Source organism: Scytonema hofmannii PCC 7110 (assembly GCF_000346485.2).
GTDB classification, from domain to species: domain Bacteria; phylum Cyanobacteriota; class Cyanobacteriia; order Cyanobacteriales; family Nostocaceae; genus Scytonema; species Scytonema hofmannii.
Genome location: NZ_KQ976354.1, coordinates 8776812 through 8791322, shown reverse-complemented (window position 1 = coordinate 8791322; position 14511 = coordinate 8776812). Strand labels below are relative to the sequence as shown.

The following is a 14511-nucleotide window of genomic DNA, read 5'->3' as shown; positions in this document are numbered from 1 at the left end:
GCTAATTCTAACAGAGGAGATAACGCCACCATTTTGACAGTATTCTCCAGCATAGGAGGATATCGGAGCATGTTGGCATAACTTGCTTTAACTCCGTCAAGTCGCTGCTTTTCTATTTCTGTAATTTCTGGCAAATTATCTTGCCATTCCCGGAAAAATTGCTCATCCTCAACTAGCTGAAGTGCTACCTTTAAGCCTCACATCTCTCACGAGATTATGAAACTACAACATCCTGGGTTAAGGACTCAATAGACAGTTGTGTTCCCTTAACCTGGAAGGCGGTAGCCTGCAAAGCAGCCAACATAATGTTAACTGCGCCTACCCAATCCCTGGGAGCCGTAAACTTACATTTAGGGCATGAAAATACTTTGTTGCCACCTAGTTTACGGTGAATTTCTCCACAGTGTGGGCAGGTTTTTGAGGTATATGATTCGTTAATCCTAACCACGATCACACCGTTTCTTTTAGCAGCCTGCTCTAAGTGCTTGGCAAATCGCCTGGTCGCCCAAGATAGCATATTTCTGACTGACTTCCTATTAATCTTTCGGGCAGTTTTCAAAACCATTTGACTGGTTTCATAGGTGGGGAGAAATATGAGTTTATACGTACTGGTTAGCAGGCTGGACGCTTTGTGGTGTAAATCATTCACTAGGTTACGAATTCTTTCTCTCAAACGTTCTATAGCTAGAGATAGCTTATATCTTTTACGTTTGTTTTGTTTACCTTTGCAAGAGCCTTTTTGACTGATTAAACTGTCAAGGTGCAGGCACAATCTAGTGATGCGCCCGATATCTCCCTTGCCAATCTCTAAGATGTTTTCCCCGTCATACCCAGTCAAAAAACAGCGATTACCAGGGTCAAGAGCAATCACTTTATCGCTTCTGGTCGCTACTACTTCTCGCACCTCTGGAAAGCACGCAAACCATTGACCTCTCTGATAAACTAACTCTGTTCCATAGACACAACTTTGTGGCACTTCGTACCCAATTGCAGAACAAAACAGCAATCCTTTTGCTTTACTAGGAAACCATGTACCATTCTTGTAAGCATCATTCTTAAATTGAATGACTTGGGACTTATCCCGACAAGAACGAAATCGCATTTCAAATTTACCGCGTTCAGTCTTTGGTTTAGCTTTCCACGCCTTTAAAGCTTGCCGTTTTGCACTTTCAGCTTCACACACAGATTCTTGCCTAGTTTTACCTAAACACTGTGTCCATTCATATTCTGGACGCTTTTGCAGGAATTGTATATATTGATCCAGGCTAGTACCTTTAGGCAATACAGTCCCAGCATTAAATAATTGAATGCATTGGTTATACACCCATCTATACGCAGCTAACCATTGTTTCCAAATAGCGTGCAATTTTTTACAGGGAAATATCGGAATCTTGACAAGACTGTTCGGCGGTGTGTTTTGACTCTTCTTGTAGGGATTCTTGCCGTAAGTCTTGTCCAATTTCTTTTCTGTATTTTCTAAGTCCGTAAAGCCGTGAACTGAAACAGTGGATGATGGACAGCATATCTGAAACCAGCTCCTGTTCAGGACTGAGTTGGCGGTTATCGAGAACCAAGAGTTCACATCTATTTGTTTCGCATAACCACTTAACCAATTCAAACCCAAATCTACACAGTCTGTCTGGGTGGGCAACGACAAGTTTTTGAATATTTCCCCGCAGAACTCGCTCCAGAACGGATCGCAGCTTTTTCCTCTTAAAATTGAGTCCGCTTCCAACTTCTGAAACAAGTTCAGCCTCCGGGAATCGTTCGCCCAAGAACGCAAGTTGTCGTTCAAGGTCGTCTCGTTGTGACGATGTACTAACTCTTGCATAACAGACTGTAATGAGAGGTTTGCGCTTTCCGGCGAATTCTTCAATTTCTGATTGCTTAAATCTTCGTTGATTTCCTGGTGTGCGGTACGCGGTAATCTTTTCTTCTTTTTCCCATCTTCTGAGGGATTGGGGATGAACTCCGAGTATTCGGGCTGCTTCCCCTGGGGTGATGTACTCATCCATAAGCAACCTTTACTTAACCATCCCTAATATATCTTATATATTAGATTTAAGCAACTATGTTAGGTACAATCAAGAAATTGGCTATCTAGTCAATGCTCCAAATTTTCTTTCTAAATCATACAGTGTGACGTTTCTAGCTTGAATTGTTTGAACCATAACGTGCAAATTGATAACACAGTAAAAATCGGTATAGAACAAGAATACTATCACCAATCTGAGGATATGGCAATGCTAAAAACACCTCTGTCTCTGCGCCCTCTGCGACTCTGCGGTTCGTTCATTAAAATTTATTTCTATAAACTCAAGAAAATTGTTGTAGTACTTACTATCTTTGTTAGGTATATCAATGAGGCGGAGCCTCTAAAAATGCATTCCCAGGCGGAGCCTGGGAACGAGATTGCAAAGCTTACATCTTACCGTGCTGCATAATTTGCTGAAGGTGATGGCGGATTTCTTGTGCTTGTTCGATATCAGCCTGACGCAACTTTTGGAAAAGTTCTACACAAGGCTGAGAACCAGCTTGCTTAGCATCGTTAATGTAAGCATCATAAGCCTTAATGGCTTCAGCTTTGTTTTGCAAAACGGTGAGAAAGTCGTATTCCAGGTTGCTTACGGGATTTTGAGTTTGAGTATTGTTTCCTGCGGTTTGAACCATGAGATTTACCCTCCTTCAGGTTTCTTATTCTCTTATTCCCTTCTACTTGCCTGAAGGAAGGTCTTCATCTGTCCAAAAGAATACCTAGCTTGGAAATAGGGAGTAGGGAGTAAGGGTTACTGGTCACTGGTCACTGGTCACTGGTCACTGAATACCGTCGTGAATGAAATTCGCTTTCCTGTTGCCTATCCTCGCGATGTTTAATAGGACACACCTTGGTGTTAGCACTTATGCAATCCATGTGGGGTGTTTTAGCACACACTATCAACAGCCCACCTAAAATTAACAATAAACAACAAATGGCTGCAGCTTGAATCCAAGAAATTTCCAATGCACCATGAACCACAACTTCTCGCAGTAAAGACACGATTGTAACTTCTACTGCAACTCCGACAGAGATACTATGCTCTTGTAAATAAACCATGAGCAATCGGAACAACTCAACCAAAATTAAGATAAACAGTATTTTGGCTGTTACATGTTTATAATCAACTGATTGCGTAAGGGCGATTGCTATTCCCCATAACTGAACGAGCATAACGGCAAATAAACCCAAACACAGGACAATCACAATTAAATCTTGGAAAGCTTCCATATTGCTCACTATCCACTGTCGGTCAATCCAGCGATTGGAGAATAAGAATTGGCTCTTGAGGCGCTTTTTCATCAGCATTGCATTTCCACTTGAGAAAGGATAAAGGATGAAGGATAAAGGATGAAAAATTTCTCCTTCATACTTCATCTTTACGGATATAAGCCCCTAATTTTGTTCATAAATGATACAAATTGGAAACAAGAATGAGACAGATTGTTGGGTGAAACTAAGTCCAAACAAGACTTTCTTAATCCAAAATCTAAAATCTAAAATCCAAAATTGTATGAGACAGCATTTGTAGCGATACATAATTGTTTAAGTCCCCAAATCTTTACTATGGGAACTTTACTTTATCCTTTATACTTTACACTTTATTCTTACCACTTAACGCGGTTGATAATTAAAATTTTGCGGACTATTTAAATTTTGTGTTTGTCGCAACAATTGTGATGCTTGGTTTGCCCACTGTGAATTCCCTTGAGACTTGTATAAATCTCTGGCGTATTGCAAGACTTTTACTGCCTCTGAGTACTGTTTTAATTGTATAAAAGCTAACCCCGCTCCATAATAAGCATTTGCATAATTAGAGTTTCCTTCAGCAGCTTTTCTAAAAGATTCTAATGCATCTTTAAACTTACTTTGACTAAATAAAATCGTTCCAAGATTGTAATGCGCTTCGGAATATTTGGAGTTAATTTTGACTGCTTTGCGAAACACTTCTTTTGCCTTATCTTTTTTACCTTGTTGTAAGTAACACAACCCTAAATGGTAAGCTGGCTCAGGTGCGTTGGGGCTATATTCCATTGCTTTTCTAAAGGATGATATAGCTCTTTCCCAATTTCTCTGTTGCTCATACACTAATCCTAAGTTGTAGTGCGCTATCCCCAGTTTGGGCTCGATTTCTAAAGCTCGCCGCAAGTAATCACCTGCTTGTTGCAAATTGTATCCTTCTAACAGCGATCCACCCAAGTTAGCGTAGGCTAGGGCAAATTTGGGATCTGCTTGTGTGGCTTTATAAAATGCATCTGCAGCAGGTTGTAATTGTCCGACTTGTCGCAGTGCTAGCCCCAAGTTGTAATGTGCTGGGGCTAAATTAGGATCGAGTTCGGTGGCTTTGCGGAATAGCGCGATCGCATCTGTAACTCTCCCCACTTTTATCGCCTGTAATCCTTGGTCTAAATACTCTGGAGCACCGCTATCAACGTATTGTGCGACTAGGGGGAGGGGGAGAGCGGGGGAGAGGGAGACAAGGCTTTCAGTGACTAATATTAGACTCATTAAGACAGGAAGACGATATTTATAGAATAATACCCACATAATGTTTCTTTTTCTCAACACTTTTGTTACATTATCTTTACAAACTTTTGGTTTCAAACCATATGATTCATATAAGTTTAATTTAATACATTATTATTTGTAACACTTAATTTTTATTCGGTTAAAGATTACAAGAAAATACGATTTTCATCTGTGCCTCTTAAAGAAGGGATAATCTCAAATTAAAGACCGCATAATCTTTTGAAGAACGACTTTTGAACCCTTAATTACTTAGAATAACGCGGCTAGAAAAGACTAGCAGCCAGGGAGGATTTATGAACGAAAAAGTCAAATCGGGTTCGCGGAATGTGGCAATTGTTGGTCCATATTTAAGTGGAAAAACGACGTTGCTGGAAAGTTTGTTGTTTGTAACAGGGGCAATTTCGCGCAAAGGCAGCGCTAAAGATGGCAACACTGTGGGAGATAGTGCTGCTGAATCACGCGATCGCCAAATGAGTGTGGAAGTTAGCACTGCTTGCACTGAGTATAGCGATATTCGTTTCACATTTGTAGACTGTCCTGGAAGCATAGAATTTGCTCAAGAAACTTACAATGCTCTCATGGGAGTAGATGCGGCAATTGTGGTTTGCGAACCCATCACAGACCGCGTCTTAACTCTTGCACCTCTATTTAAATTTCTTGACGACTGGGAAATTCCCCATCTCGTCTTTGTTAACAAAATGGATCGGGCGAATATAAACGTTTTAGATACGCTACACGCCCTCAAAGCCGTTTCTAGTCGTCCCCTAGTTGCACATCAATATCCCATCATGCAAGGGGAAGAACTTATTGGCTTTATTGACTTAGTGAGCGAAGAAGCGTATAGATATCATCCTGGTGCTCCGGCTGACCCCATCCCTTTTCCGGAAGAACTTAAAGAGGAAGAACAGATTGCACGAGCAGAAATGCTCGAAGCCCTAGCAAATTTTGATGACCATTTACTAGAAGAACTTTTAGAAGACATCGAACCGGATCAAGAAGAAATACTCAAAGATTTGAAACTGGAATTAGGTGCAGATTTAGTCGTACCCGTTTTTTTTGGTGTTGCAGAACAAGATTATGGTGTACGCCCGCTTTTACAAGCCTTGGTCAAGGAAGCCCCCGAACCGGAAGTTACAGCAGAACGTCGTTTAAAAAGTCAATCGAGTCAGTCTCCTGTGGCGCAGGTTCTCAAAACTTACTACACTCCCCAAGGTGGCAAAATATCTTTAGTACGGGTTTGGCAAGGTAAGTTAACTGAGGGAATTGTACTGAATGGTGTTCGTGCTGGTGGTCTCTATCGCCTCATGGGACAGCAGCAGGTGCAGGTGAATGAAGTGTGTGCTGGTGACATTATTGCTATCAGCCGTTTAGAAGGTATTAAGACAGGAGATACAATTTCGTGCGATCCGCAGTCTGTAATGGCATTACCTAAAGCCGAACAGATGGAACCAGTTTATGCCCTCGCTATTACTCCTGAAAAGCGCAATGATGAAGTGAAGCTTAGCAGTGCCATTACGAAACTGCTGGAAGAAGATTGTTCTCTTGCTTGGGAACAACACGGGGATACCCATGAAGTTATCCTTTGGGGTCAAGGCGAGATTCATTTGCAAGTGGCTCTAGACCGTTTGCGCCGTAAGTATAACTTACCGATGACTACGCACTTACCGCAAGTGCCTTATAAAGAAACAATCCGCAAACCTGCTACATCGGTACATGGTCGCTACAAACACCAAAGTGGGGGTCACGGACAGTTTGGTGATGTCTATCTGGATATCCAACCATTGGCACGGGGTGAAGGTTTTAACTTTAAGGAAACTATTGTTGGTGGTGTTGTTCCCAAACAATATATCCCTGGTGTGGAAGTTGGGGTGCGTGAGTTTTTGACACACGGTCCTTTGGGTTTCCCAGTGGTGGATGTAGCGGTAACTTTGACTAATGGCTCTTACCATACTGTTGATAGTTCCGAACAGGCGTTTAAGCAAGCGGCTCGTCTTGCTATGCAAACAGGAATACCTAAGTGTGAACCTACTCTGCTAGAACCTATTGTTCGTGTGGAGGTTAAGACTCCTAATGAATTTACTGCTAAAGTCTTGCAACTTGTGACTGGTAGGAGGGGTCAGATTTTGGGCTATGAGGGGATCGGCAATTGGCACGGTTGGGATAGTGTTGTAGCATATTTACCACAAGCTGAGATGCAGAACTTTATTGTGGAATTGCGATCGCTGACTCTTGGTGTTGGTTCTTTTCATTGGGAGTTTGACCATCTTCAGGAGGTTCCTGATAAGTTAGCGGAGCGCATTCTTGCACATAGTAATGGTCATGGGGGGAATGGTAAATAGTTTTGGTTCTTCAGTACTTGTTATGCTAAAATAACAAGTACTGAAGAGGGAACAGGGAACAGGGAACAGGGAACAGTGAAGAAAGGAAAAAGGAAAAAGGAAAAAAGGGAAGAGAGCGTTATTCTAGCTTCTTAATGAGGGCAATAATCATTCGACTCTCTTCTCGTAGCAAAGAAATAATTGGTTCTATATCTTCTTGTTTAGATAGACCTACCCGATGCGATAGAATAACGTGTGTTTCTAATTCATTAACCGAGCCTTGAGCAATATTCAGAAATCTAATGTATTCAAGTGTCGATCTTCTTCCATATCCCTCGGCTATATTGGCTGGAATAGAGACAGCGGATTTCCTAATTTGTTGTACCATGCCATATAACTCGTCTTTGGGAAAAGGTTTAGTCAAAAAATAGCACTTTTCGGCTATATCCATACCTTTTTGCCAGATTTTTAAGTCTTTAAAATCATTAATCTCTGCCATGAAAACCCTCAAGATTATCAAAATTCATCAATGTTTAGTTAGCAATTGAAATGCCAAGTTAATAGGCACCGAATTCGAAAGTTGTCAAAATTTCTAAAACCATAAGCAGCGCGTTTGATGAGCTTGAGTTTGTTATTAATACCTTCTACAACTCCGCTTGTTGTCCTATTATCAAAGTAAGCAACGATCTCATCTAGCCAACGAAGTATTGTGTTATAGCTCTTAGGAAAATGTTTTTTCGCTTTAAATAACCATGTTCCTAGTTTAAATAATCCGGCTTCCCAATTACTTATTGTTTCAAAAATTTGTCGAATTTCCTCTTTTAATTCATGCATGATTTTTAGACTAGGAGAAACTTGTTTGACTTCAATTAATTTCTCTTGTTGGACTTGATTTAGATCTTCTTCATTCTTAAGTAAAATATATTTACTTTTTGTAAGTCCTTGTAAAATTTTTTCACTGTCTGCTTTATCTTGAGGAGATTCCGCTTTTTTTATAACTGATTCTATTTGACTTTTTTCTCTCTTTCTTTGTGTATCTAGTTCCTTGTTTATCTGTACCATTACATGAAATCTGTCAGCCACTACTTGTGCATGAGGCATTAATTCTTTCACTAAACTTTTATAACCTTGCCATAAATCTATACTCACTTCTTCTATTTTATCTAAAACATCATTCCCCCATTCAATTAAGATTTCTCTTATGACTTCTTGTGTGCGCCCATGTAAAATTGTAATTGGTTTAGATGTATCCAAATCTGTTAAGACTGCACAGTAATTTCCATGACCTTTCACCAAAGCTATTTCGTCAATTCCCAGTCTTTTTAATCCGTCATGTTTTGATGAAGATAATCCTGTAGATGCATCTTTTAACATTCTTTCTATTTCTTCTGTCGTCACAATTCCTTTGGATGCAACACTGTGAATATCGTTTTCTAAAACGTCTTGTATTATTTTTTGAGCTAATCTTTTTGTATATGTCCTTTTTCGGCTTACGAAATCTAATTCTTCACTAAAAGGTTTTTTACACACCTCACATTTGAATTGTATAAAAGTTTATTTCTAAAAAAACTGGTTTTTCTCCAAATGGTAAGTCTTTTACTATGTATCGATGATTTTGATGTAATCTATGACTTACGGTTCCACAACGTAGGCAAATACTATAATCAGAAATTGATTCGGTTTGTAGTATAAGTCCAATTCCAGCATGAAGCCGATGGGATATGACTTTTACCCCTTCTATATCCAGAATTTCCGTTAAAGCTTTAATACCTTTTTTCCTTACCATAACTGTTAGATTTACAAAAATGTTATCAGGCAAGGCAAACAGAAAACTTCGTTTCTTTCTTCACTGTTCCCCGTTCCCTGTTCCCTGTTCCCTCTTCAGTACTTGTTATTTTAGCATAACAAGTACTGAAGAGCCATAGTTTTTAACCGCACCCTTAGGGATTTCCAAGAAATAAGTTACCCAATCTTGTGGGACGGGCGTCCCCGCCCGTTTTATACTAGTGACGGGCGAGACGCCCGTACCACAAGAGATATTTGAAGACTTTTCCGACGGGCGAGACGCCCGTACCACAAGAGATATTTGAAGACTTTTTTATTTGGAAGTTCCTTAACGCGGATGAACGCAGATAGAGTAGAAAATTTCTGCGTCATCCTTATTTTTTTTCAAGATTGGTAGGCAAAAAGTCAACACTGTTTGGATAAGATAAAAGTGCCTAGCAACAGCTTTTGTAGAAACGCGCTGTTTGAAGTGTCTTTACATATGTAAAGCTAACTTTTCATACAATACGGTATTCTGTTCGCGCGCTGCTTGACGCAATTTTTCAAACTCTGCTTCTCCTTCTTTTAAATAAGCTTCCGGTGAAGTGCCATTTAAAAAAGCATAAACAACTGAATCTAGGGAAACACGACTTTCTTTAATCCAGTAACCATTTTCTCTCCACTCAACATACTGCTTTTGAAAGACTGTTGTTGCCGTCATAAATAACTATTCTTATAACCGATTTTAGTATATAGCAGAATCCTTCTGGACTGCTAAGATAAGCTAATACTAGCTTATCTTAGCTTTAATTTAAGATTTTAGAGGGTATTAATGGTAACACTTCAATTACGGCAATTAAGTGTTCCACCGGGACACAGAGTGCTCTTTCATGATGTTAGCTGGCAAGAATTTGAGGCAATTCAAGAAGAACTTGGCGAACATCGAGCTTCTCGTTTGGCTTATAGCCGGGGAACTTTGGAGATTAGGATGCCATTACCGAAACATGAAAAAACCAAAGTTCTTATTGGAGATTTGGTCAAAATTTTGCTTGAGGAATTGTCCATGGACTGTGAACCTTTTGGTTCAACTACTTTCAAACGCGAGGACATGGTTCAGGGTGTAGAACCTGATGACTCCTTCTACATTCAAAATTATGCTCGGATGATTGGTAAAGAGCGAATAGACCTAACTGTCGATCCACCCCCAGACTTGGCGATTGAAGTGGATGTCACATCTAAAACTCAATTGGACGCCTACGAAGCACTGGGCGTTCCTGAACTATGGCGCTATGAAGATGGAAAGCTACAAATTAATGTCTTGCAGGATGGCAAATACTTTGAGTCAAAAATCAGCCCAATTTTTCTGGATTTGCCAATTTTTGAAGTCATTCCCCAGTTTGTTGAAGAAAGCAAAATTATCGGAAGAGGTTTAACATTAAGAAAGTTTCGGGAATGGATTGGAAAGCAAACAAAATAAGAGTGTTTATTTCTGATTTTATAACCTATGCGGTGGAGTAGTTCATGCTACTGGAACGATTACGTTATAATTATGGACAGACAAACTGCTCCTTTAACTATTTGGGCGTAAGTCCTTGGCTATAAAATGAATGACCCTCGGTCTGACGAACCTCAATCCACTGCTAAGGAAGAAACAGTTGAAGAGCAGTTGGAAAAAAATCAAGAATTATTTCCTATCGTCGGTATTGGAGCTTCTGCTGGTGGATTGGCGGCATTTACGGAGTTGCTAGGGCATCTACCGACAGATACCGGGATGGGATTTGTGCTGATTCAGCATTTAGACCCCGAAAGCAAGAGCTGGTTGAGCGAGATTCTTGCCAGGACAACCGAGATGCCAGTGATTGAGGTGCAGGATGGTATGTCCGTGGAACCTAACCACGTCTACGTCATTCCGCCAAACACTAAGATGACTCTTGCCCAAGGCAGGCTTAGACTCTCGCCCCGCGAGAAGACCCGTGGAATGTATATGCCAGTCGATGTTTTCTTTCGTTCATCGGCGATGCATCGGGGGAACAAAGCGATTGGAATCGTTCTGTCGGGGATGGATGGAGACGGTGCACAGGGACTAAAGGCAATCAAGGCGGCTGGCGGCATTACTTTTGCTCAGTGTGAAGCAACGGCAAAATTCACTGGTATGCCAAACACCGCAGTTGCCACGGGTGATGTGGACTTCATCCTGCCCCCTAGGGCGATCGGCGAGAAACTCGCTAATATCAGCCGCCATCCCTATGTCACCCGGCCGGACTTAGTAGAAACGGTTGAGGAACTCTCCCAAAGCGAGAATGCTCTGCAAAACATCTTCAAATTGCTGCGGGCTGCCAAGGGAATTGACTTTACCCATTACAAGCACACCACCCTCAAGCGGCGAATTCTGCGGCGGATGGTTCTGTACAGGTTGGAAAAACTGGAGAATTACGTTACTTATCTTCAGAACAACCCTGCGGAAGTGGAAGCTTTATTTCAGGATTTCTTGATCCATGTTACCAGTTTTTTCCGAGACAGTAATGCGTTTGAAGCCTTAAAAAATCAGGTATTTCCCAGCATTATGCAGAATAGATCGCCCGATGAGCCAATCCGCATCTGGGTGGCGGGGTGTTCAACAGGTGAGGAAGTTTACTCCATTGCCATCTGCTTGCTGGAATTTTTGGACGATCTGCAAAGTTCGCCCACAATTCAGATTTTTGGCACAGACATCAGCGATTTTGCCATTGAGAGAGCCCGTTCAGCTACATACATACCGAGCCTAGTAGATAAGATTTCACCAGAGCGTTTACGACGCTTCTTTGACAAAGTGGAAGGTGGATACCAAGTCAGCAAGTTGATTCGCCAGATGTGTGTCTTTGCTAAGCAAAACCTGATCGGCGATCCACCTTTTTCCCATCTGGATCTCATTAGTTGTCGGAACCTACTGATTTATTTGGGGTCTGCTTTGCAAAAGAAGGTGATACCGTTGTTCCATTACAGCCTCAAACCAACAGGCTTTCTCCTGCTCGGAACCTCGGAGAGTACAGGTGACTACTCAGATTTGTTTACCTTAATAGACAAAAAGCAGAAAATTTATTCTCGAAAGTTGACAGCCTCTCGGCTAAATTTTGACTTCTTTACCAGTAATTATTTAGCACAGAAAGTGAATGATGAGGCTAGGGACTCGGATGTTGGCGAAGGTCTTGATTTAGAGAAAGAAGCTGACCGGATTGTCTGGAATAAATATGTCCCACCGGGCGTAATTATCAACAGCGCTCTGGAAATCCTACAATTTCGGGGAAAAACCAGTCCCTACCTTGCACCAGCACCCGGAAAGCCAAGTTTCAGTTTGCTCAAAATGGCTCAAGCAAGCTTGCGATTAGATCTCCGCACAGCGATCAACCAGGCGAAACGCTTAGATATCCCGGTGAGAAAGGAAGGAATCCAACTGACAACTAAAGAGCAACTAAGGGAATTGAATTTTGAGGTTATTCCTTTCCAGGTTCCTCCTTCACAAGAACGCTACTTTTTAGTTTTGTTTGAGGACGTTCAAGCTTCAGCTATTCCTCAGTCAGCTGATGACGACCGTAGGGTGAAGCCTAGTAGGGGGAAGCAGACAGCCACAAAGCAGGAACTTATCCAGCTAAAACAAGAACTTGCTGCCAATAAACAGGAGCTTACTGCTACTAAAGAGTATCTGCAATCGATTATTCGGGAGCAGGAGGCAACTAACCAAGAACTCATGACCGCTAATGAGGAGATCCTGTCGAGCAACGAAGAGATACAAAGCACAAATGAAGAACTAGAAACCGCCAAAGAAGAGACTCAATCCACTAATGAAGAACTAAGCACAACTAACGACGAATTACAGAGTCGGATTCAAGAATTAAATAAGGTCAACAGCGATATACGCAATTTACTCATCAGTGTCAATATTCCTATTATTATATTAGCAAAGGATCTCACCATCCGACGTTTCACACCGATGGCTCAGAAAATCTTAAATTTGATCCCAACTGATGTGGGGCGACCGCTCAATCATATTAAGCCCAATATTAACGTTCCTAACTTAGAGCAAACGATCTTAGAGGTGATTGACACCCTAGTCATTAAAGAACAAGAGGTTCAAGACACTGAGGGTCATTGGTATGACCTACGGATACGCCCTTACAAAAACCTGGAAAATCAGATTGATGGCGCGGTGATGGTGTTGGTCGATATTGACGCCCTAAAAAGCAGCAGCGAACAGCTTAAAGAATCCCGTGATTACGCCGAAGCGATCGTCGAGACAATACAGGAACCTCTCTTAGTGCTTGATGCGAACTTAAGAGTGGTCACAGCGAATCAGTATTTCTATGAGATTTTCCTGGTTTCCAAAGCCGAAACAGAGTATCGTAGTATCTTTGAACTTGGGAATGGTCAGTGGGACATTCCCAAGTTGCGATCGCTGCTAGAAGAAGTTCTTCCTCAAAACAACCAGATTGATAATTTTGAGGTTGAGCATACATTTGAGCAAATCGGACGCAAGACAATGCTGCTTAATGCCTGTAAAGTCCTGCGAGCAAACAATAATGAAATGATACTCCTCACCATAAATGACATCACTGAGAGTCAGCTGTTTGAGGAACAGCGTAACCAGCTACTGATTCATGAGCAGTCGGCTCGCGCTGCAGCCGAGACAGCCAACCGTACTAAGGATGAGTTCTTATCAATCGTCTCTCACGAACTACGGAATCCTCTCAACTCCATACTAGGCTGGGTTGGGCTGCTCCGCAACCGCTCCTTTGACGCCGAACAAACCGCTCAGGCGCTGGAGATAATCGAGCAGAGCGCTAAGTCACAAGCTAAGCTGGTTGAAGATCTCCTGAACATCTCACGCATTACTACAGGCAAGCTCCAACTTAATGTCACCCCGATCGATCTCGTACCTGTGATTGCGGCAGCCATTCATATTGCCCGTCCATCAGCTGACGCTAAAAATATTCAAATAGAATCTGTTCTCGGATCGCCTGACACCCATAGGGTGTCAGGCGATCCGGAGCGCTTGCAGCAGGTGCTCTGGAATCTACTCTCTAACGCCATCAAGTTCACCCCAGCAGGGGGACAAGTTACAGTCAAACTCGAGCGTATTGGCTCCGCAGCTCAGATTCAAGTCATTGACACGGGACAGGGCATCAGCGCCGACTTTCTACCCCATGTCTTCGAACGTTTCCGTCAAGCAGATAGCAGCACCACTCGCGCCCATGGTGGACTCGGACTCGGTCTCTCAATTGTGTTTCATTTGGTAGAGCTACATGGTGGCACGATCCAAGCAGAAAGTCCGGGTGAAGGGTTAGGGACAACAATGACAGTGAGGCTACCATTACAAAGAATGCACACAAACACTTCTGTGTCAACTGATTTATTGCAGGTATCGAGGGCAGGGCAAGAAGTGCCATTGGATACCATGCAAACGCTCTTAGGTTTGCAGATACTTGTGGTTGATGACGAAGCGGGTCTATTAGAGTTACTGAAGACAATTCTGGAAGAGTACGGAGCGCAAGTGATGGCGGTTACCTCGGCAAAAGAGGCGATCGCGCGGCTGAGGGCGAATCCTCTTGAGTACGATGTTCTGTTGTCAGACATTGGCATGCCGAATGAAGACGGCTATGCGCTCATCCGTCAAGTGAGAGCGCTTAATCCCGAGTTAGGGGGACAGATTCCGGCGATCGCCCTATCAGCATATGTGAGGGAAGAAGAGCAAAGAAAGTCTCTTGCTGTAGGTTTTCAAAGGCATATTGCTAAACCAGTTGAACCCGATCAATTGGCATCAATGATTGCGGAACTTGCTCGGGTGAATCAGATGGGAAATCCGGAGCAAACACCTGATTAACAGTTTCCGCA

Annotated in this window: 10 protein-coding genes and 1 pseudogene; 3 read left to right on the top strand and 8 right to left on the bottom strand. The window is 42.2% G+C overall.

Annotated elements, in window-relative coordinates; translation table 11 throughout:
* Positions 1 to 214 precede the first annotated feature (214 nt).
* From WA1_RS37225 to WA1_RS37200, 5 genes are all read right to left on the bottom strand, one after another.
* Positions 215 to 1366, bottom strand: a complete 1152-nt coding sequence (locus tag WA1_RS37225; RefSeq protein ID WP_272819113.1) for an RNA-guided endonuclease InsQ/TnpB family protein — start codon at positions 1364 to 1366, stop codon at positions 215 to 217.
* Between the two features lie 4 nt (positions 1367 to 1370).
* The gene (locus tag WA1_RS37220; protein WP_017750196.1) at positions 1371 to 2015 is read right to left on the bottom strand and encodes an IS607 family transposase; all 645 of its coding nucleotides are present in this window, start codon (positions 2013 to 2015) and stop codon (positions 1371 to 1373) included.
* Positions 2016 to 2421: 406 nt separating this feature from the next.
* Entirely contained in the window at positions 2422 to 2670 is a 249-nt protein-coding gene (locus tag WA1_RS37210; protein ID WP_017750153.1) for a hypothetical protein, read from the bottom strand.
* 130 nt (positions 2671 to 2800) lie between these two features.
* Entirely contained in the window at positions 2801 to 3337 is a 537-nt protein-coding gene (locus WA1_RS37205) for a phosphate-starvation-inducible PsiE family protein (protein WP_033336832.1), read from the bottom strand.
* 312 nt (positions 3338 to 3649) lie between these two features.
* Positions 3650 to 4582, bottom strand: coding sequence for a tetratricopeptide repeat protein (locus tag WA1_RS37200; RefSeq protein ID WP_017750151.1), 933 nt, complete (start codon positions 4580 to 4582; stop codon positions 3650 to 3652).
* Between the two features lie 275 nt (positions 4583 to 4857).
* Between WA1_RS37200 and WA1_RS37195 the strand changes: the two genes are divergently transcribed.
* Positions 4858 to 6903: an elongation factor G gene (locus WA1_RS37195; protein WP_017750150.1), complete on the top strand. Its 2046-nt coding sequence runs from the start codon at positions 4858 to 4860 to the stop codon at positions 6901 to 6903.
* Between the two features lie 118 nt (positions 6904 to 7021).
* Here the strand turns inward: WA1_RS37195 and WA1_RS37190 are convergent, their stop codons facing one another.
* The 3 genes and pseudogenes from WA1_RS37190 to WA1_RS37180 form a co-directional block, all read right to left on the bottom strand.
* Positions 7022 to 7381, bottom strand: coding sequence for a four helix bundle protein (locus WA1_RS37190; RefSeq protein WP_017750197.1), 360 nt, complete (start codon positions 7379 to 7381; stop codon positions 7022 to 7024).
* Between the two features lie 38 nt (positions 7382 to 7419).
* Positions 7420 to 8668: pseudogene (locus WA1_RS37185) on the bottom strand (ISL3 family transposase).
* Positions 8669 to 9142: 474 nt separating this feature from the next.
* Complete coding sequence (locus WA1_RS37180; RefSeq protein ID WP_017750171.1) at positions 9143 to 9367, bottom strand: hypothetical protein; 225 nt, start codon at positions 9365 to 9367, stop codon at positions 9143 to 9145.
* A gap of 111 nt (positions 9368 to 9478) precedes the next feature.
* Between WA1_RS37180 and WA1_RS37175 the strand changes: the two genes are divergently transcribed.
* The gene (locus WA1_RS37175; RefSeq protein WP_017750170.1) at positions 9479 to 10123 is read left to right on the top strand and encodes a Uma2 family endonuclease; all 645 of its coding nucleotides are present in this window, start codon (positions 9479 to 9481) and stop codon (positions 10121 to 10123) included.
* A 126-nt stretch (positions 10124 to 10249) separates the two neighbouring features.
* Positions 10250 to 14500 (top strand): chemotaxis protein CheB, encoded by a 4251-nt coding sequence (locus tag WA1_RS37170; protein WP_017750169.1) that lies wholly within the window; start codon positions 10250 to 10252, stop codon positions 14498 to 14500.
* Positions 14501 to 14511 lie beyond the last annotated feature (11 nt).

Bases quoted from the DNA above. Each gene is read 5' to 3' on its own strand.
- WA1_RS37210 (WP_017750153.1), bottom strand. From the start codon at position 2,670: ATGGTTCAAACCGCAGGAAACAATACTCAAACTCAAAATCCCGTAAGC.
- WA1_RS37175 (WP_017750170.1), top strand. From the start codon at position 9,479: ATGGTAACACTTCAATTACGGCAATTAAGTGTTCCACCGGGACACAGA.
- WA1_RS37200 (WP_017750151.1), bottom strand. From the start codon at position 4,582: ATGTGGGTATTATTCTATAAATATCGTCTTCCTGTCTTAATGAGTCTA.
- WA1_RS37220 (WP_017750196.1), bottom strand. From the start codon at position 2,015: ATGGATGAGTACATCACCCCAGGGGAAGCAGCCCGAATACTCGGAGTT.
- WA1_RS37170 (WP_017750169.1), top strand. From the start codon at position 10,250: ATGAATGACCCTCGGTCTGACGAACCTCAATCCACTGCTAAGGAAGAA.
- WA1_RS37205 (WP_033336832.1), bottom strand. From the start codon at position 3,337: ATGAAAAAGCGCCTCAAGAGCCAATTCTTATTCTCCAATCGCTGGATT.
- WA1_RS37180 (WP_017750171.1), bottom strand. From the start codon at position 9,367: ATGACGGCAACAACAGTCTTTCAAAAGCAGTATGTTGAGTGGAGAGAA.
- WA1_RS37195 (WP_017750150.1), top strand. From the start codon at position 4,858: ATGAACGAAAAAGTCAAATCGGGTTCGCGGAATGTGGCAATTGTTGGT.
- WA1_RS37190 (WP_017750197.1), bottom strand. From the start codon at position 7,381: ATGGCAGAGATTAATGATTTTAAAGACTTAAAAATCTGGCAAAAAGGT.